We start from the raw sequence: 25,070 nt of genomic DNA on the forward strand, positions 1-25,070 counted from the left end.
ATCAGGCCTCGGCCTCCTCATCTTCGCCTTCCGCGGCATCTTCGGCCTCAGTCGGGTCGACCCAGCCCAGCATCACGCGGGCGGTCATCACGAGGTTCTGCGCCTCTTCCAGGCTCATGTCGAACTTCTCGAGCAGGCCCTCATCTTTCACCCGCTGGCCGTTGACCGTGGTCCAGCCGCCGGCCAGTTCCCAGTCGGCGCAGGTGGCGAAATCTTCCAGCGTCTTGATCCCGTCCTTGCCGAGCGCTTCCAGCATCTGGGGCGTCAGGCCCTCGAAGTTGATTAGGCTCTCGTCCACTCCAAGGGCGATAGCGTTCTCCATCGCCTTCTTGTTTGCGGCTTCAAGGTAGTCGCGGGCGCGAGCCTGCAGTTCCTCGGCCGTGCCCTCGTCGAAGCCGTCGATCGACAGAAGTTCGTCGATATCGACATAGGCCACTTCCTCGAGGTTGGTGAAACCTTCGGAAACCAGCAGCTGTGCCATCATCTCGTCGACGTCCAGCGTCTCCATGAACAGGTTGGTGCGCTCGGTGAACTCGGCCTGACGGCGGGCCGATTCGTCGGCTTCCGTCATGATGTCGATGTCGAGACCGGTCAGCTGGCTGGCCAGACGCACGTTCTGGCCGCGACGGCCGATGGCGAGCGACAGCTGCTCGTCCGGCACCACGACTTCGATCTTGCCGGCGTCGTCATCGATCACGACCTTGGAAACTTCAGCGGGCTGCAGCGCGTTCACAAGGAACGTCGCCTGGTCCTGGTTCCACGGAATGATGTCGATCTTCTCGCCCTGAAGCTCGTTCACCACGGCCTGCACGCGGCTGCCACGCATACCCACGCAGGCGCCGACCGGGTCGATCGAGTTGTCATAGCTGATGACGGCGATTTTCGCGCGCGAACCGGGGTCACGGGCGACGGCCTTGATCTCGATGATGCCGTCGTAGATCTCCGGCACTTCCATCTTGAACAGCTCGGCCATGAACTCCGGCGCGGTGCGCGACAGGAAGATCTGCGGCCCACGGGCCTCGCGGCGAACGTCCTTGATGTAGGCGCGGATGCGGTCGCCGATGCGATAGGCTTCACGGCCGATCTTCTCGTTGCGGCGCAGGATGGCCTCGCCGCGACCGTTCAGGTCGATGATGATGTTGCCGTATTCCTCGCGCTTCACGGTGCCGTTCAGGATAGTGCCCTTGCGGTCCTTGAATTCTTCGTACTGGCGGTCGCGCTCGGCTTCGCGGACCTTCTGCAGGATGACCTGCTTGGCCGACTGCGCGGCGATGCGGCCAAGATCCACGGGCGGAACTTCATCGATCACCTCGTCGCCGACCTTCGGATCGGCGAGGTAGTTCTTCGCCTGCTTGACGGTCAGCTGCGCCTGATAGTTCTCGACCGCGTCATCCTCGACGACGGTGCGGATGCGGGCAAACGTGGCGCGGCCGGTCTTGCGGTCGATCTTCACGCGGATGTCGAGCTCACTGCCGTAGCGCGACTTGGCGGCCCGGGCGAGGCTTTCTTCCATCGCCTGGATGACCAGGTCGGGGTCGATCATCTTCTCGCGCGCGACGGCCTCGGCGGTCTGGAGAAGTTCAAGCTGGTTGGCAGAGGTGATCGCCATGTCGGTTCTCCCGGGAAGGTCTCAGTGTTTCGTCTCGGGCGCGTCGAGGTCATCCTCGCCGTCGTCCCCATCGGTTTCTTCGATCTCGTCGTACTTCGACTCGTCGATCACGCCGCTGGCCTTTCTCTGGCGCAGCATCTCGGCAATCAGTTCGTCGGTCAGGATCAGCTTGGCATCCGACAGCCAGTCGAACTTCAGGCCGATGGTCAGCGTCTCGGCGCCTTCCTCGATCTCGATAAGGATCTCGTCGCCTTCGGTGCCACGCAGGAACCCCTTGAAGCGGCGGCGGCCGTCGATCAGTTCGCTCGTCTCGACGCGGGCCTCGTAGTCGCGCCACATGTCGAAATCCTTCAGCCGGGTCAGCGGCCGGTCGATGCCGGGCGAGGACACTTCGAGGATGTAGTTGTCCTCGATCGGATCCTCGACATCGAGGATCGCCGAGACGGCCGTCGAGATCTTCGCGCAGTCCTCGACCTCAATCCCGCCTTCGGGGCGGTCGGCCATGATCTGCAGCGTGCGGGTCTTGCCGCCCATCAGGCGGATGCGCACGAGTTCAAAACCCAGATCCTCGATCGTGGGGGTCACGATCTCGGCCAGGCGGCGGTCGATGGCAGTTTTCGCGATGAGATCGGTCATCGGTGTTCCAGAAATGAAAAAACGGGCACAGCGGCCCGTTGCGACTTTCGGTAGTCTCGGGTTTGGACCCCGAAACAGCTGTTGGAGGCGTTATAATCCCCTGTCGGCGAATCGACAAGGGGAATTCCGCCCTGATCTTTTCAGCGTTTTCGGAACACGATCACCAGCCCGCGATCATCCCGGTGCGGATGGTTCGCCCCCTCGTAAATCGGAATGTCACGGAACCGGACCGGCTCAATCCGCCCCTGCGCCACCAGTTTCGCCAGTTCAGAGCCGAAGCGCGCACCGTCCAGCACCGCGGGGATCGTTCCGCAGACGAACAGTGCCCCGGGCCTCGTGATCCGCAGCAGTTCCGGCAGGCATTCCGGGCCGACATGGCCATGGGTGAAGGTTCCGCACGAAATGACTGCACCATAGACCGAATCCGGAAGGGCGATGGGCTTGGTCAGGTCGCCAAGAATGTAGTCCCGATACAGGCCTTTGGCCTTGGCCTGCTCCAGCATCTCGGGCGTGATGTCGAAGGCATCGACCGTCAGGCCCTGCAGATGCTCGCCGACCAGTCCGGTCCCGGCGCCGGCATCAAGGACAGGCTCGTCACCGGCGAACTCAGCTTTCAGGATCGCGGCAATTTCCCGCGGGGCGACATAACCCCAGGCGGCACCGAAGCTTTCGTCATAGGTTTCGGCCCAGTCGCCATACATACGGCGGGCATCCTCGGGTCCGTTGATTTCGTAGGCTTCCTCGAGGTCGTATCCCGCTTGGGTCATCTGCTGTCTCCGCATCGCCATACGGGACGCGGTCTAGACCCGAAACGGTGACAGGGCGATGACAGGCAGCTCAGCCGCGGAGCGCATCCATGACACGGACCAGCTCCGAGCTGATGCCAGGTTCCGAAAGCGCATGGCCTGAAAGCGGGACAAGCCGCAGGTCGGCCCTCGCCCATCCCTGACTAAGCTGCCATGCTGCCAGGGGTGGGCAGATCATGTCGAAGCGGCCTTGGATGATATGGGCTGGGATGTGTTCGATCCGGCTGCGGTTGGCGAGGATCCAGCCGTCATGCTCAAGGAAACCCGCGTTCTGGAAGTAATGGTTCTCCAACCTTGCAAAAGCGCGGGCATACTCCGCGGGACTTTCCCCCAGACCGGCTTCGAAATGAACGGAAGCAAGGGCATTTTCCCAATTGGCCCAGTACCGCCCAAAGCGCGTCTCTTCCATCAGGTTGCCGGAGAAGAGACGGCGGTGATAGGCGCCGATCAGATCGCTGCGTTCGTCTTCGGGAATCTGCCCGATGAAGCGCGTCCAGAGATCGGGAAAAAAGGCCCCCGCCCCTCCGCCATAGAACCAGCGAAGCTCGGCCAGGGTCATCAGGAAGACCCCACGCAGAACCAGATGTTCCACACGGTCAGGATGGCTGATGGCATAGATCAGCGCGAGCGTGGCGCCCCAGCTGCCGCCAAAGGCCATCCAGCGATCGATGCCCAGAGTTTCGCGGATCGTCTCGATGTCCGAGACAAGATGCCAGGTAGTGTTGTCGCGGACGCTGGCATGGGGGCGCGACCGGCCGCAGCCCCGCTGGTCGAACAACACGACACGATAGACCGAAGGGTCGAAATACCGCCGCATCGCCGGGCTGCAGCCGCCGCCCGGACCACCATGCAGCACGATCACCGGCTTGCCCGCGGGATGGCCGCATTGCTCGACGTAGATCCGGTGCCCGTCGCCCATGTCGATAACGCGCTGATCGAAGGGCTCGATCGGCGGATAAAGGTATTCGACTGCGCGCTTTTGGCCTGATCTCTGGTCCATGTTCGCACTATATAACGCCGAAAGTTCTTCTCGCTACAAACCAAACGCAGGGAATTGCCATGTCCGTCAGCTCCATTGACCCAGGCGAAGTCGCCAAGTTCGAAGCGATGGCGGCTGATTGGTGGGACCCGACGGGCAAGTTCAAGCCGCTCCACATGCTGAACCCATGCCGGCTGGACTACATCACCACCCAGATCGCCGCGGAATTCGACCGGGATCTGACCGCCCCACGTCCCTTCGCCGGCCTGCGCCTTCTCGACATCGGCTGCGGCGGAGGGCTCTTGTCCGAACCCATGGCAAGGCTCGGAGCCGATGTCGTTGGCGCGGACGCAGCGGCGCGCAACATCCCTGTCGCGGAACTGCACGCCAAACAGTCGGGCCTCTCAATCGATTACCGCCATACCACGGCCGAGGATCTGGCCGAGGCAGGCGAGCGTTTCGATGTGGTCCTGAACATGGAAGTGATCGAGCACGTCGCCGACCCGCTCGCCTATCTCACCGCCTGCCAGACCCTGTTGAAGCCCGGCGGGCTGATGATCTGTTCGACGCTGAATCGTAACCCCAAGAGCTATCTGATGGCGATCATCGGGGCCGAGCAGGTCATGCGCTGGCTGCCGAAGGGCACCCATGACTGGTCGAAGTTCATTACACCAGACGAGCTTTACGATCTGATCCGCAAGGCGGGACTCGATCCGGTGGACCGCAAGGGCATGGTCTTCAGTCCGCTTGGATGGAGCTGGCACCTTTCGGCGCGTGACCTTTCGGTGAACTACGTGACCGCAAGCATCAAACGCTAGAATATCCGCGTCAGGCTGACTCTGCGTCGTCCGGAACGAACTGGGCGACGATGCCTGCCCGATCCGTTACCACGAAATCGGCGCCCAGCTGCTTTGCCTCACGCTCTTTCTCCGGCGCGCTTTGCGGTCCGGCTCCGTGTTCGAACTGCCAAAGGACGACCCCGATACGCAGGTCCGGAGCTGCGGCCCGCAACCGGCGCAGATGGATCAGAGAAACACGCGACGGATTGGGGTCGAGAAAACACAGCATGACGCATTGCATTCCGGCGAAATCGGAGGGTCGGCTGCGCCCGGTCGTAAGGCCCAGGCGCGATTGAACTCGCCCGTCGATACCGTAGGATCGAAGTGTCTGTGCCAGTATCGCCGCAGAAACCTCGTCCAGCCTGCTTCTGCCTCCGATGCAGATGACGGTCACGCCGGCACTGTCTGACCGTTCGCGCGCTGCGAATTCCTCGGTCGCCACGACCTCGAGATCCTCGATCATCGCCATCGCCGCGCCGGCAAGCCGATCCTGCTGTTCCGCCGTGAGCAATCCGCGATCCAGGTCGAGCTGCCCCAGCTGCAGCGCTGGCAAGCCAACCTTTTCGTAAAAGTCGGCAAGCGGCATCTGTTCAAGCTCTTCTTCGGCGCGACTGGTCGCCTCGACCGCATCGCCGGCGAGCAGTCGCTGGTAAAGCCGTGCCTTCGGCTCCAGAACCGGGTCATCGCCGAAGAGAATGCCGAACAGCTCGAACTGCGGAATGTGGCGGCCCAGAACCACAAGGCAGACGGTGAGCGGTGTGGACAGAACAAGGCCGGGCGTCCCCCAGATGAACGTCCAGAAGATCGCGGCGATGATGATGGCGAGCGGGCTGACCCCGGTGCGCGAACCGTAGAGCCACGGCTCGATCACGTTGCTAGTAACAAGCTCGACCACCGCGAACAGAGCCGCCGTCCAAAGCACGGCCTCCCATCCCGGCGACACTGCGAAGGCCAGAAACAGCGGAAACACTGCCGCCAGCACCGAGCCGATATAGGGTACAAAACGCAGAACCAGCGTCAGCATGCCCCAGAGCAGCGCATTGGGAACGCCGATGACCCACAATCCGATGCCGATCGGAAGCGCGTAGATCGTGTTCACCAGAAGCTGCATCACAAGATAGTTTGCGACCCGCCCGCCCGCCTCTTCCAGAAGCTCGGTTGTCCGGTGCAGGTCATTCGAACCGACAAGACGAATGAACCTGTCGCGGAGTTCGTCCTGTTCGAGAAGCATGAATATCACCAGCACGAACACCAGACCAATCGTCGCGATGGGGCTGATGAGCGGCAGGACAAGGCTCGACAGAAGCTCGAGCGGGTGCTGGGATTCGATGATCTCGACTGGCAAAGGCTGCCTGGGATGCGTGAGCGGCGCAGAGGGTTCTGTCGCCGATGGAACCGCCGCCCCGATTTCCTGGTTGATGGCAGACAGCATGTCGGTCAGGCGCGATACGACGCCGCTCCCGCTTCCTGCGTCCCGGATCGCATCCACCTTGGTTATGATATTCGCTTGGAATGTCGGCAGGTTGGCGGCCAACTCGCCCAACTGACCGACCACGACCAAGAGGAATAGCGAGATCACGACAAAGGCCGCGACCACGACGGCGATCACCGTCAAGAGCTGTGGCATGCCGGCGCGCCGCAGGTAGGCCACCGCGGGGCTCAGGGCAAAGGCGATCAGCATGGCGATCGCAAGCGGCAGAAACACCTCGTGCGCGACGTGCAGCACGGCAGCGACGCCAGTGATGGCAGCCAGTTGTGTCAGAGTGATCCGGCGAAAATCGCCGGACCAGGCCGGAATGGCATCGATGCTCTGACTAGGAATCTGGACCACCTCGCAAGGGCGAGTGATCCGCCCCTGGAAAAGGCTAGATCAGAGCATCGCGCCCGTCCATTGCTGCGTCATTCCGTTTGCGAGGATTTCGCCCAGAGGTTTACGTCCTTCTCTTCGGCGATCTGGTCGATCTGGGCCAGTTCCTGTGACGTGAAATCGAGATTGGCGATCGCACCTGCGCAATCCACGACCTGTTCAGGTTTCGATGCGCCGATCAGGGCCGAAGTGATGCCGCCCTCACGCAGGACCCAGGCCAGCGCCAGTTGCGCCAGCGTCTGGCCGCGCGTCTTGGCGATCTCATCGAGCTTTCGCACCGACTCGATCGCACGGGGCGTGATGATCGCCGGATCAAGGCTTTTTCCTTGTGAAGCCCGGCTGCCTTGCGGGACACCCTTCAGATACTTGCCGGTCAGAATGCCTTGCGCCAGTGGGGTAAAGGCGATCGACCCGATGCCAAGTTCCTTCAGCGTGGTCTTGAGCCCGTCGGTTTCGACCCAACGGTTGAGGATGTTGTAGCTCGGCTGGTGTATCAGGCACGGGGTGCCAAGATCCCTCAGGATCGCGGCCGCCGCGCGAGTCTTCTCGGAGTTGTAGGACGACAGCCCCACATAAAGCGCCCGGCCAGACCGAACGATATGGTCCAGCGCCATCATCGTTTCTTCGAGTGGCGTGTCAGGATCGAAGCGATGGGAATAGAAGATGTCGACGTATTCGACGCCCATGCGCTTCAAGGACTGGTCGCACGACGCAATCGTGTATTTCCGGCTGCCAAACTCGCCATAGGGCCCGTCCCACATCAGGTAGCCGGCCTTCGACGAGATGATGAGTTCGTCTCTAAAGCCGCGGAAATCAGTCCTTAGTATTTCACCGAAGGCCTCTTCTGCGCTTCCTGGCGGGGGGCCATAGTTATTGGCCAGATCAAAATGGGTGATGCCATGATCGAAGGCCGCCTGGCAGATCGCGCGCTTGGTGTCATGCGGCGTGTCATGGCCGAAGTTGTGCCACAGTCCCAGAGAGATCGCGGGCAGCTTCAATCCGGATGTGCCACAGCGGCGATAGATCATCCGGTCATAGCGGTTGGCGGCGGGGATGTAGGTCATGCGGCTCTCCCAAAAAGGCGCGGGCGGCAGCCGGGTGGCCGCCGCCCCGTTATTCCTGTTCTAGCGATCAGACGAAGCGGTTCCAGAGATTCTCCAGCCGCTCTTGCCGGCCAGAGCGCGGCTCGGGACGGATGTTCTTCGCGAGAACGTCCGCTGCGATGGCATCCAGACTCGAGCCAAGCATCGTCTTTGCCGCCGGAGTGTCCCAGCCTGCGTAACGCTCTTTCCTTGCCGCTTCCATCTCGCCCGATTCCAGCAGCGCCGCCGCCGCCTTGAGCCCGCGGGCGCAGACATCCATGGCGCCCATATGCGCAAGGATCAGGTCGGCCGGGTCGATCGACTGGCGGCGGATCTTGGCATCGAAGTTGGTGCCGCCAGTGGTGAACCCGCCCGCGCGGAGCACCTCATAGTAGGCAAGCGCCACTTCGGGCACGTTGTTCGGGAACTGGTCCGTGTCCCAGCCCGACTGGTAGTCGTTGCGGTTCATGTCGATCGACCCGAACACGCCCAGAGCGGCGGCTGTGGCGATCTCGTGCTCGAAGCTGTGGCCGGCAAGGATTGCGTGCCCCTGTTCGAGGTTCAGCTTCACTTCCTTCTCGAGACCGTACTTCTGCAGGAAGCCAAAGCAGGTCGCCGCGTCATAGTCGTACTGGTGCTTCGACGGCTCCTGCGGTTTCGGCTCGACCAGGATCGTGCCCTTGAAGCCGATCTTGTGCTTGTAATCGACAACCATGTTCAGGAAGCGGCCCATATGGTCCAACTCCTGCTTCATGTCGGTGTTCAGCAGGGTCTCGTAACCCTCACGCCCACCCCAGAGCACATAGTTCTCGCCGCCCATCTTGTGCGTCGCGTCAAGGCAGGACTTCACCGTCGCGGCGGCAAAGGCAAATACTTCGGGGTCGGGGTTGGTCGAGGCGCCGGCCATCCAGCGGCGGTGGCTGAACAGGTTCGCCGTGCCCCAGAGCAGCTTGACGCCTGTCTGGACCTGCTTTTCCAGCATGTAGTCGGTGATCTCGTTCAGCGTCTTGAGGTTGTCGGCGAAATTGCCGGTCTCGGGGCGAACGTCGGCGTCGTGCCAGCAGTAAAACGGCACATCGAGGATGCGGAACATCTCGAAGGCCACGTCGGCCTTGATCCGAGCGGTCTTCATCGAATCCTGCGGATGCCAGGGCCGCTCGAAGGTCTGACCGCCGAACGGGTCGCCCCCTTCCCAGGCAAAGCTGTGCCACCAGGCGATTGCAAAGCGCAGGTGATCCTCAAGCCGCTTGCCCAGCACTACTTCGTCCTTGTTGTAGTGCCTGAAGCCGAATTCCTTGTCGGAGTCCGGTCCGACATAGCTGATGGCCGGAATGTCTTTGAAGAAGTTGGTCATGTCAGTCCCTTGATGGCAGATTGGGAGGCGCGGTAGCGGGCATGTCCCGCGTCAAACGTGGAAGTCAGCGCAGGATCGGGGTCGATCGTGCGGGCGATGGCGGGAAGTGTCGCGATTTCGGCACCGGCACCGGTCGCGGCCATGAGGCCAAGACGGGCTGCCCCGAATGCGCCGCCGAAATCCCCCGCGACCGGCAATTGCACTGGGCAATCAAGTGCCGTTGCGATCGCCTTCAGCCAGTAATCCGAACGCGATCCACCACCGACAGCGAGCAGCCGGTCAAAGCGGGTTCCAGTCGCGGCCAGCGCGTCGCGGCAATCGCGGAAGGCGAAGGTCACCCCTTCGAGAACCGCGCGGGTCGCCGCGGACCGGTCTGTCGCATGCTCCAGCCCGATGAATGCGCCTCGGATCGCCGCATCGTTCAGCGGTGTGCGCTCACCCCCCAGATAGGGCATGAACAGGGTCTTTCCTGGTGCCTTCAGGTCTCCCAGGCTTCCCGTCAGGCTGGCCGCCGACTGCCCTACCAAACCAGCAAACCAGTTCAGCGCATCCGTCGCCGCAAGGATGACGCCCATCTGGTGCCATGTTCCGGGCAGCGCATGGCAGAAGGTATGCACCGCAGTCGCCGGATCAGGCTGATAGCCGTCATTGGCGGCGAAAAGCACGCCCGACGTCCCGAGCGAGACGAAGGCATCCCCGGCTCGCACGACCCCGACACCCACACCTGAGGCGGCATTGTCACCGCCACCGCCTGCAACGACCACGTCGGAGGGCAAGCCCCATCGCACCGCGAGGGGTTCCCGCAGGATGCCAGATACCTGCGATCCCTCGACAAGCCGCGGCATCGCCGACCGGTCCAGGCCGGTAACTGCAAGCAGTTCGTCCGACCAATCGCGACGGCCGGTGTCGAGCCAGCTCGTCCCGGCGGCATCCGACATTTCGGCAACGTGTTCACCTGTCAGCCACAGCCGAAGATAGTCCTTCGGCAGCAGCACTTTCGCCACCCGTTCGCGAATCTGCGGTTCGTGACGCTCGACCCACAGCAGCTTGGGTGCGGTGAAGCCGGGAAAGACGATGTTTCCCGTCAGTCGGCGGAACATCGGATCGCCATCCAGCTCGGCCGCCTCCTCATGGCTGCGCGTATCGTTCCAAAGGATGCAGGGCCGCAGCACCTCGTCGGCGGCATCCAGGAGGGTCGCGCCGTGCATCTGGCCCGACAGCCCGATGCCGCGCACCTTGCCCAGACCATGTGCCGCGAGCTGGTCCATCACCGACTCAGTCGCGGCGATCCAGTCGGCGGGGGACTGTTCGCTCCACCCTTCATGGGGTCGCGAAACGGTCAGAGGGGCCGTGGCTTCCGCCACGACCTTCTGCGCATCGTCAATGAGAACCCCTTTGACACCCGAGGTTCCCAGATCAAGACCGATATACATCACACGGCCTGCGGGGGTTTCTTGCCCATGATGATCATGCCGAGGATGTCATCATCGGTGACCTCGTTGACATTGACCGTTCCGACCCGCTGACCGTTCTTCATCACCACGGCACGATCGCACAGCTTCATCACGTTGTGGATGTCGTGCTCGATCAGGAAGATGCCGAGGCCCTGGCGCTTCAACTCCTGAATCAGCTCGGACACCATCTGCGTCTCGTGCGGGCCAAGAGCAGCAGTAGGTTCGTCCATGATCAGGATCTTGGCGTTGAAGTAGACCGCACGTGCAATGGCGACCGACTGCCTCTGCCCGCCGGACAGCGCCGAGACCGGCTCCTTGAACTTGCGGAAGTTCGGGTTCAGCCGCCCCATGATCTTGCGGGTTTCCGCCTCCATCTGGGAATCGTCGACGAAGCCGAGCGGCGTCACCAGTTCCCGGCCCAGAAAGAGGTTGGAAGCGGCATCGAGGTTATCCGCCAGGGCAAGGGTCTGGTAGATCGTCTCGATGTTCAGAGCCCGCGCATCGCGCGGATTGCTGATGTTGACCTTCTGCCCGTTGATGAGGATTTCTCCCGAGTCGGCGTGATAGGCGCCCGAAAGGCACTTGATCAGGGTCGATTTGCCGGCACCGTTGTGACCGAGCAGACCTACGACCTCGCCGGGGTAGAGGTCGACCGATACATGGTCGACCGCCTTGATCCCGCCGAAGGCGATCGAGATGTCGCGCATCTCGACCAGGGGGGTTCCGCGATTGCTTGTCATGGCGTCATCCCCTCTCATTTCAATGCTCCAGAGCGCTTGCGGTACTGGATGTCGATCCAGACGGCGACCACCAGAACCAGCCCGACGACAATGTTCTGGAACGGGCTGTCGACGCCCACCATCGCCATGCCGGATTGCAGCGACTGCATGATGAGCGCACCGAGCAGCGCGCCATAGATCGTGCCGATGCCACCCGATAGTGCCGTGCCACCGATCACCGCAGCAGCAATGACGCGCAGTTCGTCCAGCGTGCCGATGTCGTTGGTGTGGTTCTGCAGGCGGGCCTGCGCCACGATCGCCGAGAGGGCGCAGAGGAAGCCCATCAGCGCAAAGACCTTGACCGTCAGAAGGCGCGTGTTGATGCCGGAAAGCTCCGCAGCATCTGGGTTACCCCCCGCGGCGAAGATGTAGCGGCCAAAGCGCGTCTTCCTTGCGACCACGGTCATGACGATCGTCAGCACGATCAGCATCAGCACCGAAATCGGCATGCCGAACCCTTCGGTATAGCCTTCGGGCATGACCTCGCCGCGGGCCTCGAACATGCGCTGCAGCCGGGCAGTCGGTATGTCGTAGCTGTTCAGGATCCCGACGAATCCGAGGATGGCGCCGACAAAGATCACCGACATGGTGATTTCTGCCCAAATCGGCTTCACCGCGAATCCGTGGCGGGCCTTGCTCTTGCGGGCCTGGAACTGGGCCAGGATCGCCGCGACGGCGCCGAGGCCCCCGACAATCCACGACAGGGTGGCGCCGAGCGTCCCTTCTGAACCGCCGAGCTTGAGGAAGGTCGGGTCCAGCGGACCAAGCGTCTGGCCCGAAGTCATGTACCAGCCGACGTTCCGCCAGATCAGCAGACCGCCGAGGGTCACGATGAAAGCGGGAATCTGCTGGTAGCCGACAAGCCAGCCGTTGAACGCCCCGATCAAGGCGCCGGTCAGCAGACCGGCGATGATGGCCAGCGGCGTGATAGCCACGCTGCCCAGCGGAAGCCCCATGACCTGCGGCAGGATCCACACCTGCATCAGCCCCATGACAGCCGAGCACAGCGCCAGGAGTGCACCTACGCTCAGGTCGATGTGGCGCATCACGATGATGAACACCATCCCCGTCGCCATGATGGCCACGCTGACAGTCTGGATCGTCAGGTTGAAGATGTTCCTCGGCGAAAGGAAACGACCGTCAGTGACGAAATAGAAGACCGTGCAGATGAGAATGAACGCGATCACCATTCCCAGAAGCCGGGTGTCGATTCCCAGCGTCTCGAACAGATTCCGTCTGGATTGGGGTGGGGGAGTGTGGGTTGCCACTTCGGACATGTCCATGCCTTTCGAAAGACCGGAGCCTCGCGTGGGCCGCGCGACGGCTGTTGAAGAACGCCCCGGCCAGCGGGGGCCGGGGCGTTCCGTCAGTCAGATCGCGGGGATCAGTTGCAGGGGGCCGGGCCGTTCGAGACGCCCTGGCAAAGTTCATCCTTGGTGATCCAGCCCGCATCAACCACGACACCCAGATTGTCCTTGGTGATCGGGATCGGCGTCAGGAACACCGCGTTCACCTCATTGCCACCCGGGGTCTTGAAGGTCTGGACATTCGGGATGGCCTTCGGATCGGTCTTGTTGGCAAGCGCCACCGCAACGGTCGCGGCCTCCTTGCCGAGTTCGCGCGCATCCTTCCAGACCGAAACGGTCTGCGTGCCGGCGGCAACGCGGTTCAGAGCGGCCTTGTCGCCGTCCTGACCCGAAACCGGGATGCCCTGCATGCCTTGGGCTGTCAGCGCCGCCACGACACCGCCGGCGGTCCCGTCGTTCGAAGCGACGACGGCGTCAACCTTGTTGTCGTTCTGCGTCAGGATCTGTTCCATGTTCTTCTGGGCGTTCGCCGGCAGCCAGCCATCGGTATAGGCTTCGCCCACGATCTTGATGTCGCCGGCATCGAGCGCCTGCTGCAGCACTTCCTGCTGTCCGCCGCGCAGGAAATCGGCGTTCGGATCGGTGTTCGAACCCTTGATCATCACGTAGTTGCCCTTCGGCGCGGCGGCCAGAACGGCACGGGCCTGCATCCGGCCAACCTCGACGTTATCGAACGTGATGTAGAAGGCGCGCGGATCCTCGATCAGGCGGTCATACGAGATAACCGGGATGCCGGCATCGATGGCTTCCTGAACGGCCGGGCCGATCGCGGTGGTATCCTGACCCAGGATGATGAGGGCGTTGACGCCTTGCGAGATCAGCGACTCAACGTCGGCCAGCTGCTTGGACGAGGACGACTGAGCGTCAGTCGAAACATAGCTTGCACCAGCGGCATCGAGGGCTGCTTTGATGGCGGCCTCGTCGGTCTTCCAGCGCTCTTCCTGGAAGTTCGACCAAGACACGCCGACCGTCAGCGCCATGGCGGCATTTGCAGCCGAGAAGCCGACAACGGCGACCACGGCAGCAAGAATGGATTTACGCATTTATATCCTCCCTGTGGATGTGGCCTGCGAATGGCCGGTCCGACGGATTCGTCGGCACGCGGGGAAAATCGCTCGAATAATTTCAGTTGTCAAAATAAAAATTGCCAGCAATTCTCACCATGCTGGCAAATTGAGCAACCCTTCGCTGCTTTGCGGCATGACGCAACCGCAATTTGGGTCAAAACTGCTGTCTTTACTTCGGGGGCCGAATAAATGAAGGCGCGGATGCGGGTGGCAACTGAGGGTCGATCGGGCTGTGGTCCGGTCATCCCGCCTCTGTCCGAAGGGCTGCGTCCGCTCCGCCAGCAGGTCTTCGAACGCATCCGCGCAGCAGGAACGATCGCCCGTGTCCAACTCGCCAAAGATCTGGATGTGAGTCCGGCATCGGTCACGACCATCACCTCCGAACTCATCGCGGTCGGGTTGATCCAGGAGGTCTCGGCCCCGCGCGAGGGCGGCGAGGGCCGGGGGCGTCCGGCGGTCGCGCTCGGGGTGCGGCCGACCGCGCACTATGTCGTAGGACTGAAGATCTCGGATCAGGACTTGTCGGCCGTGATCGTCGACTTCGCCGGAAATCGTTTGGCCGACCATCGGATCGATCGCAGGCCTGTCGCATTGACGTCGGCCGAAGTGCTGGATGCAATTGTAGGTCTTGTCGACGCCGCCACCCTCAAGGCGGGCATGACTCGCCGTGACCTGTCGGCTGTCGGGATCGGGATGCCGGGATATATCGATAGCCCGGCCGGACGGGTGATCTGGTCCTCGGTCCTGTCAGACCGGGGTGTGCCGCTGGCTTCACTGGCTTCGGCGCACCTGGGCCTGCCGGTCACGATCGACAACGATGCCAATCTCTGCGCCATGGCCGAGCTTTGGTTCGGGGCAGGGCGGATGCTGCCAGACTTCGCGGTGGTCACCATCGAACAGGGTCTCGGCATGGGCATGGTGCTGAACCACAGGCTCTATCGTGGCGCACTCGGGCTTGGGATGGAACTTGGCCACACCAAGGCTCAGCTTGACGGCGCCCTCTGCCGATGTGGTCAGCGCGGCTGCCTCGAGGCCTATGTCGCAGACTATGCTCTGGCGAGAGAGGCGACGACCGCGCTCAACTGGGTTTACAAGGACGGGCAATCGATGATCGTCCTTCTGGAAAGCCTCTACGACCACGCCAAGGCCGGCAATCATGCGGCGCGCTCGATCTTCCGCCGCGCAGGACGCTATCTGGCCGTCGGTCTGGCGAATGTCGTGAACCTGTTCGACCCGCCGCTGATCATCCTAGCCGGGGCCAGGCTGAGGTTCGACTACCTCTACGCCGCAGATACGCTCGCCGAGATGGAAGCGATGGTCATCGAAACCGGTCGGCCGCTGCCGCGGATCGAGGTTCATGCCTGGGGAGACATGCTCTGGGCGCATGGCGCCGCGGCACTTGCCCTTTCGACCGTTACCGAACGCCTGCTGTCAGCGACATCGGATATCGCGGCACAATAGGCGGGCGAATTCCGCTCAAGCCTACCACATCTTGGCGTCTGGCAATTGCCGCGAACCGGGCGACATGCAATTGTCGATCGGAGTGGATGGGGGCTGATTTGACGCAGCGGCGGGCAAGGGATTTGGCCTTGGCATGGGGCAGCGCGACAATTCTTGCGCTGTCACTTGTCGGTGCTGCCCAGGCGCAAGACACCATCACCTTTGAGACACCAGGCGCCCCGCCAGAGCTTGCCAAGGAACTGCGCGCCGCCTCTGTCGTCCTGCAATCGCAGCGCGACGGCGCGACTACCGCTCAGGACCTGTTTTCCGCGGCCAGGGCCGAGTATGCGCGCCTGATCGGAACGCTGTACGCACACGCCTATTACTCTCCCATCATCAACGTCAGGATCGACGGACGCGAGGCGGCGTCGATCGCTCCCCTCGACGCACCGGCGCGCGTCAACCGCATCGCCGTCACGGTTACCGCCGGACCGCAGTTCGAGTTCAGTCAGGCCCGGATCGCACCCTTGGCGCCCAATACTGCGCTACCCAAAGCATTTGCCACGGGCAAGCCCGCAGAAACAGGCGTGATCGTCGATGCAGCGGATGCCGCTGTGGGTGGCTGGCGGGATGTCGGCTACGCCAAGGCAAAGGTGGGCGACCAGTCTCTGACGGTCGATCACCGCCAGGAAACGCTCGCCGCCGACATCCGCATGGCCCCGGGGCCGCAACTGCGGTTCGGCAAGTTCAATGTCACGGGACAGCAACGCATGCGCGAAGAGCGCATCCGTGCCATCGCCGGTTTCCCCGAAGGCCAGGTCTTCAGCCCCGAGGCCCTGAACAAAAGCGCCGACCGCCTGCGCCGGGCAGGGGTGTTCCGATCCGTCTCGCTGACCGAATCCGACGCGATCGGCCCTGGCAACACCCTGGATGTCGACACCTTGCTGGTCGAAGACCGTCTGCGCCGCTTCGGCTTCGGCGCAGAAGTGTCGAACTCCAGCGGGCTTGACGTGACCGGTTACTGGCTGCACCGCAACCTGTTCGGTGGCGCCGAGCGGCTGCGCTTCGACTTCCAGGTCGACAATGTCGGCGCGCAGGATACCGGCGAGGATTACATGATCGGCGTGACGCTTGAGCGTCCCGCCACATTCACGCCCGACACGCTCGCCAGCCTTTACGCCAACGCCTCGCGCATCAACGACGAGGATCAGACGATCGACCTCTTCGTGACGGGCTTTGCTGCCACGCAATTCTGGAGCGATGCTCTCACTCTCCGGGCGGGGCTGGAGTACCGGGCAGAACGTGTCAGTGACATTACAGGCGACTATGACTTCGATGTGCTCGCTGCCCCCTTGGGCGCGACCTACGACCGGCGCAACAGCAAGTTCGATCCGACAGACGGCTATTTCGTGAATGGGCAGATCAGCCCTTTCCTTGGTTTCGGCGACACGGATTCCGGCGGGCGGCTGACGGTCGATGCCCGCGCCTACAAGGGCTTCGGCGCAGAAAACCGCGTAGTCCTGGCCGGTCGCGTGCAAATCGGATCGATCCTTGGCGCCGCGATCGAAAACACGCCGCGGGATTACCTGTTCTATTCCGGCGGCGCCGGCACGGTGCGCGGTCAGCCCTATCAGTCGCTCGGGGTCTATGCGATCGCGCCTGACCTTTTGACGGGCGGCAGCCAGTTTCTGGGGGCCTCGATCGAACTTCGCACGATGATCACCGAAAAGATCGGCATTGTCGGCTTCTATGATTTCGGAAGCGTCGGCGTGACCCAGCTCATCAACGACCCCGAAGGCGGCGAGCAGGCAGGCGCCGGACTCGGCCTTCGTTACGCCACGAGCATCGGCCCTATCCGCTTCGATATCGGCTATCCAGTGTCGGGCGATACCGGCGATGGCGTGCAGTTCTATCTTGGCATAGGGCAGGCCTTCTGATGCGGCGCGTATTTGCCTTGGTCCTCTGCCTATTCGCGTCGCCGGTTCTTGCGCAGTCCGAGGATGACCAGGGTATTCTGACCCGGTTTCTGCAAAACCAGCTCTCCGGCGCCGGACGCGAGGTGCGCATAACCGGTTTTCAAGGGGCATTGTCGTCACGCGCGACGATGCAGCAGCTTACCATCGCGGATTCCGAGGGCGTCTGGCTGACTCTGAACGATGTGACGCTTGACTGGAACCGCGCTGCCGTCCTGCGCGGCAACATCTCGGTCAACGAACTGACCGCGCAAGAGATCGTCGTTGCCCGTCGGCCGGTCAGCGAACCCAGTCGGCCCTCGCCAGAAGCTTCGGGGTTTTCCCTGCCGGAACTGCCGGTCTCGATCGACATCGCCAAGCTCGGCGTAGCCCGGCTGGAACTTGACGAGCCGGTGCTTGGAACTGCGCTCGAGGCGACGCTGAATGCCTCGATGAAGCTCACGGGAGGTGAGGGGCAGACGGACCTCTCGCTGATGCGCACCGATGCCGGACCAAAGACCATCATCAGGTTGAAGGCCAGCTATGCCAATTCGACGAGGCTCCTTTCCCTGGATCTTGATGCCCAGGAAGCGGCTGGAGGCTTGGTCGCGACGCGTCTCGGCCTGCCAGGCGCACCGGCGACGGAGTTTTTTGTCAAAGGCGACGGTCGCATCGACAATTTCGCCGCAGACATCCGCCTGGCAACTGACAGCGTCAATCGACTGACCGGCAAGATCACGCTTCAAAGCCCGCAAGGAGGTGATTCTGCATTCACCGCCAGCCTTGGTGGAGATCCGGTGCCGCTGTTCCTGCCGGAATATGCGGATTTCTTCGGACATGATGTCAGCCTCAACTTGGCCGGTACGCGGGCGACAAGCGGGGCGCTAGACCTTTCGCAGCTGTCGGTGCGCACCAAGGCAATGACGATCGACGGCAATCTGGCACTGGGCTCCGACGGGTTGCCCGAGCGCTTCTCGCTTCAGGGCCAGATCGCGCATGACGACGGTTCGATCGTGGTCCTGCCGGTTGGCGGCGGCTCACCACCGTCGCTGCGCAAGGCTGACCTGACGCTTCGCTTCGATCCTGCGGTGGACGAGGGCTGGCGCGGACAGGCTACGGTCGCCGGATTTGCACAGCCGGCCATTGCCATCGACCAGCTGATGCTGACCGGATCAGGGCGGATCGGGCGAGGTCCGGCCGGCAACACCGTCGGCGCAACGCTCAGCCTGATCGCATCGGGCATCAAGGCCAAAGATCCAGGCCTAAACCAGGCACTTGGCGGAGCAACCACCGGCCAGATCAAGCTTGCCTGGCAGGAGGGACAGCCGCTGCGCCTGTCAAACCTGACGCTTGCCGGATCGGATTACACGCTGAAGACCCAGGGCCGGATCGGCGGCCTCGATGCCGGTATCAGCCTTGATGGGGCTCTGCAGGCCGATCTGCGCGATTTGACGCGCTTCTCCGGTCTGGCCGGGCGGCCGCTTGGCGGGGCGGCGATCCTTCACGCAGATGGCAATGGCAGCCTGTTGGGCGGAAACTTCGATGTCACCGGAACGCTGTCTGGGACCGCGCTGCGCATCGGCATTCCCGAGGTCGACAACCTTCTGGCAGGAACATCCGCTATCGATTTTTCGGTTGCCCGCGACGGTTCGGGCACGGCCATCCGGCAGTTCGATCTTGCTGCCGCTAACCTTTCCGTTCGGTCATCCGGGGAACTCAAGAGTTCCGGAAGCGACCTGACGGCAGACCTGGCCTTTGACGATCTCCGGACACTTGGCGCGCCCTATCGTGGCGCGCTGAAGGGACAGGCTCGCTGGACCGGAACGCTTGACAATGGCCGCGCGACCCTCACCGCCCAGGCAAGCAATCTTGGCATTGGCGAACCGACCGCCGACCGCGTTCTGGCCGGTGCGACGGCCCTGAACATCGACATGCGGACTGTGAATGGTACGCCGCGGCTGGATGGTTTGAAGCTCTCCAATCCGCAGGTTGCAGTGAATGTCACACAGGCCAAAGGCGATACCCCGCGACGGCTGAATGTCGACGGGCGGCTGAAGGACCTTGCCCTGCTTCTGCCGGAGTTCCCTGGACCGGCAACTGTCAGCGGAACGATCACGGAAAGGCCCGATGGCTACGCAGTCGATCTTGGCGCAAAAGGCCCCGGCCAGATTGATGCGGGTGTAACCGGAACCGTCGCTCAACGATTCGATCGCGCCGACCTTGCGCTTCGCGGCACGGCACAGTCAGCGCTCGCGAACCCGTTCATCACGCCTCGAACCGTAGCAGGGCCCCTGTCCTTCGACATGCGGCTGAAGGGTCCGCTCGCCCTTCGCTCGCTCTCTGGGCGCATCAGCCTCGCGAATGGCCGCGTCTCGGCGCCTCTGCTTCGGTTCATCGTCGAAGGCATCAGTGCCCAGGCCGATCTGGCCGGTGGCCGTGCCAAGATCGAGGCCTCGGGTCGCATCAATGCCGGCGGGCAGATAACCGCCAGCGGCACTGTCGGGCTTGAGCCGCCGTTCCAGTCGGATCTGGCAATCGCGCTGCGCGAAGCCGTGCTGCGCGACCCAGAACTTTACGAGGTTCGCGTCAACGGCGATGTCCGGGTGACCGGCCCGTTGACCGGCGGCGGATCGATTTCCGGGCGGCTGTTCCTGCCGGAAACCGAGATCCGCGTGCCGAATGGCAGCATTGCCGGAACCGCCGAGATTCCCGACTTGCAGCACGTCAACGAACCTACTGCCGTGCGGGCGACCCGCGAGCGTGCGGGTCTGGTTGCCGGACCGGGGGATCGGGGGAGGTCGGGCAGCACGCGTCCCTTTGCGATGGACGTGACGATTGACGCCCCCAACCGAGTTTTCGTTCGCGGACGTGGGCTTGATGCCGAGCTTGGCGGTTCAATCCGCCTGGGCGGAACCACGGCCAATCTTGTACCCAGTGGCAGGATCGGGCTGATCCGGGGGCGGTTCGACATACTCGGCCGTCGTCTTGATCTCACCGAGGCCGAACTGACACTTGAGGGCGACTTCAATCCCCAGCTGCGGGTCGTTGCCTCGACTTCCGGCGACGGCATCACGAGTTCGGTCGTGCTCGAAGGCCGGATCAGCGAGCCGACCGTCACCTTTACCTCTTCGCCGGAGTTGCCGCAGGAAGAGGTGCTGGCGCATCTCCTGTTCGGTCGCGACCTGACATCGCTTTCGCCGTTTCAGGCGGCACAGCTGGCAGGTGCCGTGGCGACGCTGGCGGGGCGCGGCGGCGAGGGGATCCTAGGGTCCCTGCGGCGCGGATTCGGTCTGGATGATCTGGATGTAGGCTCCGATAGTACTGGCGGGACATCGCTGAAGATCGGCCGGTATTTGTCGGACAGGATCTACACCGATGTGGCTGTCGGTTCGAAAGGGACGACAGAACTGAACCTGAACCTCGATCTCGGGCGAGGTGTGACCATCCGAGGGTCGGCCGATTCGGAAGGCGACACCTCGCTCGGCATGTTTGTCGACCGCAGCTACTGAGCGCCGGGCTTCGGCGCAGGCGGGTCGGCCTCGGGGCGCAGCACGGAATTGAGCGCTGCGCCAAGAAGAACAGAGTAGACGCTGAGCCAGAACCACATCAGCAGCACGACCACCGCACCGATGCCGCCATAGATGTGGTTGTAGCCGGCGAAGCGGGCCAGATAGAACATGAAACCGCGCGAGGTCACGATCCATAGCACACCCGCGAGCAACAAGCCCGGCCAGATCAGCGGACGGACGTTCTCGGGGTGGTTTGGCCCGAAGCGATAGGCGATCCACACGCCGACAATCACAACCGAAAGCCCGAGCGCTTCGTTTGCCCGCTCCAGCCATACCGCTGCAGTTTCACCTAGCGGCAGGATGGCCAGTGCAAGCGGCACGATGACGCCAGCGAGAATCGAGGCCAGCGCCACCGTCATCAGCACCAAGGTCAGCATCACCGCCTGCAGCACGTGCCAGATACCCTCGCGATGAACATGGCCGTAGGCTTCGTCCAGCCCCTGGATGAGGGCTCCGGCCCCGGCACGCGCCGACCACATGGCGAACAGGGTCGAGAGGACTGTGGTCCAGCCAAGGGTGCCGCCATTGGCAGCGACGAGGGCGCGGACCTGCGATTCGATCAGCTCGTAGGACTCCTTCGGAAGCAGATCCTTGAGTGCCACCATCTGGTTGTAGATGACCTGCGGGTCCGAGGCGAAGCCCAGGACCGCGATCAAGGCTGCAATCGCCGGGAAGATCGCCAAGAAGCCGAAGAATGCCACCCCGGCAGAGGTCAGCCCCAGCTTCGCCTCGGCGTTGCGGAGCCAGAGCCGCCAGACAACACCCAAGAGGACATGGATTATCCGCATGTTTCCGCTGTTGGCGCCGTGGGGAGGGCGTAAGCCCTTGATGGCGATACCGCCTCAGTAAATGCGATGCTGCGCCGCCGCGTCAATTGTCGCCCGGAACTTTACGTCAACGGGTGTGCCGAAACGGAACGACTCCAATCCTGTTGCTTCCGGCCCTGGGGCCCGATCTGGGCCGAGGCACCCCACCGGGCCAGCCTCGACCCAGCGAAACAGCACGCGGCGCAGGGCCGGCGTATCGTTTTCGGCAATCGCGAACCGCAATTGTCGCAAGGCCTGCCGCATATCGGTTGAAGGCAAGCCGATCTCTCTGGCCAGCAGAATGCGGGGATGCTGTGTCGGTTGGGTTTCGACGTCGATCAAGAGCTCTTCGTGGAGCTTGTCGCCGGCCCGGAGGCCGGTCATGCGGATCTCGATATCGCCATCTGGGCAACGATCGTCGCGAACCGTCATTCCCGACTCCCTGATCATCCGCCGCGCAAGGTCGGCGATCCGCACCGGATGCCCCATGTCGAGAACATAGACCCCGGCTCGTGTCGCAGACGGGAAGCCGAGCACCGCAAGAACCAGACGGGCAGCCTCGGCTGGGGTCATGAAATAGCGCGTCACTTCGGGATGGGTTACGGTCACGGGGCCGCCCCGCTCGATCTGTCGGCGGAAAAGCGGAACGACAGAGCCGGATGAACCAAGGACATTGCCGAAGCGCAAGATCGAAAAGCCTGTTGCGGGATGGCGTCTGGCAATGTCCTGAACCACCATCTCGGCAAGGCGCTTGCTTGCGCCCATCACGCCAACAGGTCGTACCGCCTTGTCCGTTGAAATCAGCACGAACCGCCGCACGCCCGCCTTTACACTGCATTCGGCCAGGATACGGGTACCGAACACGTTGTTCGCAACTGTCGCAGCGGGGTTGGTTTCGGCAATCGGGACATGCTTGTAAGCGGCTGCGTGGATCACCGAATGCACGGAATGCCGAACAAGTATTTCCCTGAGCAGGGCGGCGTCTCCAATCGACCCCAGAACCGGGATCAGCCGGCAGGCCGGTTTGGTTTCCCGAAGCTCGGCATCGATCGAATAGAGAGCGGCCTCGCTGTGGTCGAGCATCACCAACGCCGCCGGGCCGCAGCCAATCAGGTTGCGGCACAACTCGGACCCGATGCTGCCGCCTGCCCCGGTCACCAACACGGTCTTGCCAGCGACAAGCCGTGCCACGTCGGCCAAGTCGGGATGGACTGGCGCGCGGGAAAGATAAAGGTCGGCGGGTATCGCTGTCAGGTCCACGCATTGGCGATCAGTGCCGACAAGCTGGGCAAAGGAGGGAATGACCCGAACAATAAGGCCCGATGACTGCAACCTGTGTATCAGCGCCTCCAACCGGGAAGGTGGTTCTGACGGCATGGCAAGGATGATGTGCCTCGCATCCCATCGCTGACGCAGGCTTTCGAGTTCGGTCGGGGGCCGGACGCAAAGGCCTGCCAACCTTTGCCCGATCCGCGCCGCCTGATCGTCGATCAGCGCGACTGGGCGGATCAAGCGGTCGCGCTTCAGTGCCAGCGCAAGCTGGATCCCGGTCTCCCCCGCGCCGTAGATGATGACCGGGCAACGGGGCTGTTCCCAACGCAAGATCATCAGCAGAAGCCTGAGCAAGAGCAGCCTCAGACCGACGGAAAGCAGCAGAAAGCCGAACATGAAGGCCACAAGAGCGTCCGGTTCTCTCAAGCCGATTAGCCATAGAGGAAGACTTGTGGCCAGCACGAGTGCAGCACTGCGCGGCAGCCCGTCCTGATCATAGGCAGCCAACTTGACATTGTGCAGGCCAAGCGCCGCGGCAGTCGCCGGAACCACGATGGCGAGAAGGCCAGCCTCGACCGGCAGATTGCGAAGGCCGGAATGAAGATATCCCGCCACACCGAACAGGCTCGTCTGCGACGCCAGAAGGTCCAGGGACAAGAGCACCGCCCGCTTCGATCGGCGGCTCATCCCGGATAGATATTCGGCAAGACGGAGGGCCCTCATTTGACACGGATCAGCCGGCAAACTGGCAACCAGGCCGTCGCCATTAACAGAAGCAAATCGAGAAGGACCGTCCGGCGCCGCTGATAGATGAGGTCGATCCGGGCTTTGCGCGGAATGCAGCGCCGAACGTAGACCCTATCCGTTTCCTGCGCGGTTCGGCAGGCGCCAAGCAGCCGCTCCTCGTGCCGATGAAAGCCGAGCGAGGCAAGGCCGGTGACCCCCGGCCGACTGCGTAGCACTTGGGCATAAAGGGCGGGATAGCGTTCAACGTAGATCCGAAGCGGTGGGCGTGGGCCGACCAGGCTCATATCTCCGCGCAGCACGTTCCAGAGCTGCGGAACCTCATCGAGCCGGGTCCGCCGGAGAAACCGGCCCAGCGGCGTTATCCGATGCACCTGATCGCCGCCGCAGATGACCGGGGCTTCCGGCGCCTGCGCCATCGTTCGCAGTTTCAGCAGCCGAAAGGCGGTATCGGGTGACTTCATCCGCTCGCTGACATGCAAGATCGGCCGCCCATCGCATAGCAGGACAAGGCACAGGAGCATCACCAGCGGTGCCGCCAACACCAGCAACAAGGCGACCGAAACAACCACATCCATCACCCGCTTGGCTGGCGTCATACGCAAACCGCTGCCAGCGTGCGCCATTCCGCAACCATCACGGCTGCTTCGGCCGGTGCAATCGCCTTGCCGATCGTCGATCGAAGCAGACTGCAATCGACCCGAACACAGCCTACATCTGCCATTCGGTCAGAGAAACGCCATCGCCTCTGATCGGCGTCGGCCAGTTCGGCCATGCCCAATGCCGGCGCCTGAGCGACGTTCAGGCGCTGTGGCAGGGAACGGCCCGAAACGCAAAGCGCAAGCAGATGTGCCAGCACTGTCGCAAGGGTCCGGGGCCCGATCCAGCTGCGCACAGGGCCCCCGTCGGACCCGTCTCCCCGGTCGAGGACAAGGTTGCCGCTGGAAGCACCGATCAGGCCATCGGCGCCTACCACATTTCCGAGCCTCAGAAAGCAGACCTTGTCGGCTCCGGATAGCTCGCGCTCCTGACGGAGCTTTGACCAGCCGTTCCGGGTTTGGGGGGACAAAGCTGCCCGTTCCGACATCATCTCGGAGGAAGAGCCGTAGACTGCAACTGATGATGCAATCAGAAGCGGCGCAACGTGAAGCTGGGCGAGCCGCAGCGCCTGGCCATCCATGTGGATGTCCGAGACCTGCCTACAATCGCGACCTGTGCCGCGCGCGAGATGAAGGATGGCGCGAGGAGGCGGATCAAGAACGGGAAGGGTATCGCTGCCCATGTCCCAGACTATCCAGTCGGGCCGAGATTCGACCGAGCGGGAGGACCAGACCGGACGGAATTCAACAGGTGGACTAACTGCCCAGGCCTTGCGCAACAGCGTTCCGACGCGTCCCGTCGCACCGGTTATCAGGACATTCGGCAGATGTGATTGCGCCATCCTGGCC

General features: G+C 62.9%; 19 protein-coding genes. 4 read left to right on the top strand and 15 right to left on the bottom strand.

Features of this window, described 5'->3' with window-relative positions; all coding sequences use genetic code 11:
- Window position 1 precedes the first annotated feature (1 nt).
- The 4 genes from nusA to pip form a co-directional block, all read right to left on the bottom strand.
- Window positions 2-1,609: a transcription termination factor NusA gene (gene nusA / locus L0V05_RS04850; RefSeq protein WP_234868953.1), complete on the bottom strand. Its 1,608-nt coding sequence runs from the start codon at window positions 1,607-1,609 to the stop codon at window positions 2-4.
- Window positions 1,610-1,630: 21 nt separating this feature from the next.
- A complete protein-coding gene (rimP, locus tag L0V05_RS04855) occupies window positions 1,631-2,245 on the bottom strand; it encodes a ribosome maturation factor RimP (protein WP_234868954.1) in 615 nt (204 codons plus the stop codon).
- A gap of 140 nt (window positions 2,246-2,385) precedes the next feature.
- Window positions 2,386-3,012, bottom strand: a complete 627-nt coding sequence (locus L0V05_RS04860; protein WP_234868955.1) for a class I SAM-dependent DNA methyltransferase — start codon at window positions 3,010-3,012, stop codon at window positions 2,386-2,388.
- Between the two features lie 70 nt (window positions 3,013-3,082).
- Entirely contained in the window at window positions 3,083-4,051 is a 969-nt protein-coding gene (gene pip, locus L0V05_RS04865; RefSeq protein WP_234868956.1) for a prolyl aminopeptidase, read from the bottom strand.
- A 59-nt stretch (window positions 4,052-4,110) separates the two neighbouring features.
- Between pip and ubiG the strand changes: the two genes are divergently transcribed.
- Window positions 4,111-4,848, top strand: coding sequence for a bifunctional 2-polyprenyl-6-hydroxyphenol methylase/3-demethylubiquinol 3-O-methyltransferase UbiG (ubiG, locus tag L0V05_RS04870; protein WP_234868957.1), 738 nt, complete (start codon window positions 4,111-4,113; stop codon window positions 4,846-4,848).
- A 10-nt stretch (window positions 4,849-4,858) separates the two neighbouring features.
- Here ubiG and L0V05_RS04875 read toward each other — a convergent pair whose 3' ends face one another.
- From L0V05_RS04875 to xylF, 7 genes are all read right to left on the bottom strand, one after another.
- A complete protein-coding gene (locus L0V05_RS04875; RefSeq protein WP_234868958.1) occupies window positions 4,859-6,700 on the bottom strand; it encodes an AI-2E family transporter in 1,842 nt (613 codons plus the stop codon).
- A 68-nt stretch (window positions 6,701-6,768) separates the two neighbouring features.
- Window positions 6,769-7,800, bottom strand: a complete 1,032-nt coding sequence (gene mgrA / locus L0V05_RS04880) for an L-glyceraldehyde 3-phosphate reductase (protein ID WP_234868959.1) — start codon at window positions 7,798-7,800, stop codon at window positions 6,769-6,771.
- Window positions 7,801-7,867: 67 nt separating this feature from the next.
- The gene (gene xylA, locus L0V05_RS04885; RefSeq protein WP_234868960.1) at window positions 7,868-9,172 is read right to left on the bottom strand and encodes a xylose isomerase; all 1,305 of its coding nucleotides are present in this window, start codon (window positions 9,170-9,172) and stop codon (window positions 7,868-7,870) included.
- The gene (xylB, locus tag L0V05_RS04890) at window positions 9,169-10,605 is read right to left on the bottom strand and encodes a xylulokinase (RefSeq protein WP_234868961.1); all 1,437 of its coding nucleotides are present in this window, start codon (window positions 10,603-10,605) and stop codon (window positions 9,169-9,171) included. Before xylB ends, xylA begins: the two co-directional genes overlap by 4 nt.
- On the bottom strand, window positions 10,605-11,366 hold the full coding sequence (locus L0V05_RS04895) for an ATP-binding cassette domain-containing protein (protein WP_234868962.1): 762 nt from the start codon (window positions 11,364-11,366) through the stop codon (window positions 10,605-10,607). The genes xylB and L0V05_RS04895 overlap by 1 nt, the downstream gene beginning before the upstream one ends.
- 14 nt (window positions 11,367-11,380) lie before the next feature.
- Complete coding sequence (locus L0V05_RS04900; RefSeq protein ID WP_234868963.1) at window positions 11,381-12,682, bottom strand: sugar ABC transporter permease; 1,302 nt, start codon at window positions 12,680-12,682, stop codon at window positions 11,381-11,383.
- A 107-nt stretch (window positions 12,683-12,789) separates the two neighbouring features.
- Window positions 12,790-13,815, bottom strand: coding sequence for a D-xylose ABC transporter substrate-binding protein (gene xylF / locus L0V05_RS04905; protein ID WP_234868964.1), 1,026 nt, complete (start codon window positions 13,813-13,815; stop codon window positions 12,790-12,792).
- A 213-nt stretch (window positions 13,816-14,028) separates the two neighbouring features.
- On the opposite strand from xylF, the gene L0V05_RS04910 reads away from it, so the two are divergent.
- The 3 genes from L0V05_RS04910 to L0V05_RS04920 all read left to right on the top strand — a co-directional run bounded on the left by L0V05_RS04910 (window position 14,029) and on the right by L0V05_RS04920 (window position 20,740).
- Complete coding sequence (locus tag L0V05_RS04910) at window positions 14,029-15,300, top strand: ROK family transcriptional regulator (protein ID WP_234868965.1); 1,272 nt, start codon at window positions 14,029-14,031, stop codon at window positions 15,298-15,300.
- A 128-nt stretch (window positions 15,301-15,428) separates the two neighbouring features.
- On the top strand, window positions 15,429-17,216 hold the full coding sequence (locus tag L0V05_RS04915) for an autotransporter assembly complex protein TamA (RefSeq protein WP_234868966.1): 1,788 nt from the start codon (window positions 15,429-15,431) through the stop codon (window positions 17,214-17,216).
- Between the two features lie 167 nt (window positions 17,217-17,383).
- Window positions 17,384-20,740, top strand: coding sequence for a translocation/assembly module TamB domain-containing protein (locus L0V05_RS04920; RefSeq protein ID WP_234868967.1), 3,357 nt, complete (start codon window positions 17,384-17,386; stop codon window positions 20,738-20,740).
- Here the strand turns inward: L0V05_RS04920 and L0V05_RS04925 are convergent.
- The 4 genes from L0V05_RS04925 to L0V05_RS04940 are packed head-to-tail and all read right to left on the bottom strand — an operon-like array spanning window position 20,734 to window position 25,063.
- Window positions 20,734-21,588, bottom strand: a complete 855-nt coding sequence (locus L0V05_RS04925) for a YihY/virulence factor BrkB family protein (protein WP_234868968.1) — start codon at window positions 21,586-21,588, stop codon at window positions 20,734-20,736. The two genes, L0V05_RS04920 and L0V05_RS04925, sit on opposite strands and share 7 nt — an antisense overlap.
- 54 nt (window positions 21,589-21,642) lie before the next feature.
- On the bottom strand, window positions 21,643-23,565 hold the full coding sequence (locus tag L0V05_RS04930) for a polysaccharide biosynthesis protein (protein ID WP_234868969.1): 1,923 nt from the start codon (window positions 23,563-23,565) through the stop codon (window positions 21,643-21,645).
- A gap of 32 nt (window positions 23,566-23,597) precedes the next feature.
- Window positions 23,598-24,221, bottom strand: a complete 624-nt coding sequence (locus L0V05_RS04935) for a sugar transferase (RefSeq protein WP_234868970.1) — start codon at window positions 24,219-24,221, stop codon at window positions 23,598-23,600.
- The gene (locus L0V05_RS04940) at window positions 24,218-25,063 is read right to left on the bottom strand and encodes an NAD-dependent epimerase/dehydratase family protein (protein WP_234868971.1); all 846 of its coding nucleotides are present in this window, start codon (window positions 25,061-25,063) and stop codon (window positions 24,218-24,220) included. Before L0V05_RS04940 ends, L0V05_RS04935 begins: the two co-directional genes overlap by 4 nt.
- Window positions 25,064-25,070 lie beyond the last annotated feature (7 nt).

It is taken from the genome of Alitabrizicola rongguiensis (genome assembly GCF_021491355.1).
Lineage (GTDB): Bacteria > Pseudomonadota > Alphaproteobacteria > Rhodobacterales > Rhodobacteraceae > Aliitabrizicola > Aliitabrizicola rongguiensis.

Excerpts from the sequence above, each read along its gene's own strand:
- L0V05_RS04910 (WP_234868965.1), top strand. The coding sequence starts at position 14,029 with ATGAAGGCGCGGATGCGGGTGGCAACTGAGGGTCGATCGGGCTGTGGT.
- L0V05_RS04925 (WP_234868968.1), bottom strand. The coding sequence starts at position 21,588 with ATGCGGATAATCCATGTCCTCTTGGGTGTTGTCTGGCGGCTCTGGCTC.
- nusA (WP_234868953.1), bottom strand. The coding sequence starts at position 1,609 with ATGGCGATCACCTCTGCCAACCAGCTTGAACTTCTCCAGACCGCCGAG.
- ubiG (WP_234868957.1), top strand. The coding sequence starts at position 4,111 with ATGTCCGTCAGCTCCATTGACCCAGGCGAAGTCGCCAAGTTCGAAGCG.
- L0V05_RS04935 (WP_234868970.1), bottom strand. The coding sequence starts at position 24,221 with ATGACGCCAGCCAAGCGGGTGATGGATGTGGTTGTTTCGGTCGCCTTG.
- mgrA (WP_234868959.1), bottom strand. The coding sequence starts at position 7,800 with ATGACCTACATCCCCGCCGCCAACCGCTATGACCGGATGATCTATCGC.
- xylF (WP_234868964.1), bottom strand. The coding sequence starts at position 13,815 with ATGCGTAAATCCATTCTTGCTGCCGTGGTCGCCGTTGTCGGCTTCTCG.
- L0V05_RS04930 (WP_234868969.1), bottom strand. The coding sequence starts at position 23,565 with ATGAGCCGCCGATCGAAGCGGGCGGTGCTCTTGTCCCTGGACCTTCTG.
- L0V05_RS04860 (WP_234868955.1), bottom strand. The coding sequence starts at position 3,012 with ATGACCCAAGCGGGATACGACCTCGAGGAAGCCTACGAAATCAACGGA.
- xylA (WP_234868960.1), bottom strand. The coding sequence starts at position 9,172 with ATGACCAACTTCTTCAAAGACATTCCGGCCATCAGCTATGTCGGACCG.
- L0V05_RS04900 (WP_234868963.1), bottom strand. The coding sequence starts at position 12,682 with ATGTCCGAAGTGGCAACCCACACTCCCCCACCCCAATCCAGACGGAAT.
- L0V05_RS04920 (WP_234868967.1), top strand. The coding sequence starts at position 17,384 with ATGCAGCAGCTTACCATCGCGGATTCCGAGGGCGTCTGGCTGACTCTG.
- pip (WP_234868956.1), bottom strand. The coding sequence starts at position 4,051 with ATGGACCAGAGATCAGGCCAAAAGCGCGCAGTCGAATACCTTTATCCG.
- xylB (WP_234868961.1), bottom strand. The coding sequence starts at position 10,605 with ATGTATATCGGTCTTGATCTGGGAACCTCGGGTGTCAAAGGGGTTCTC.
- rimP (WP_234868954.1), bottom strand. The coding sequence starts at position 2,245 with ATGACCGATCTCATCGCGAAAACTGCCATCGACCGCCGCCTGGCCGAG.
- L0V05_RS04940 (WP_234868971.1), bottom strand. The coding sequence starts at position 25,063 with ATGGCGCAATCACATCTGCCGAATGTCCTGATAACCGGTGCGACGGGA.
- L0V05_RS04895 (WP_234868962.1), bottom strand. The coding sequence starts at position 11,366 with ATGACAAGCAATCGCGGAACCCCCCTGGTCGAGATGCGCGACATCTCG.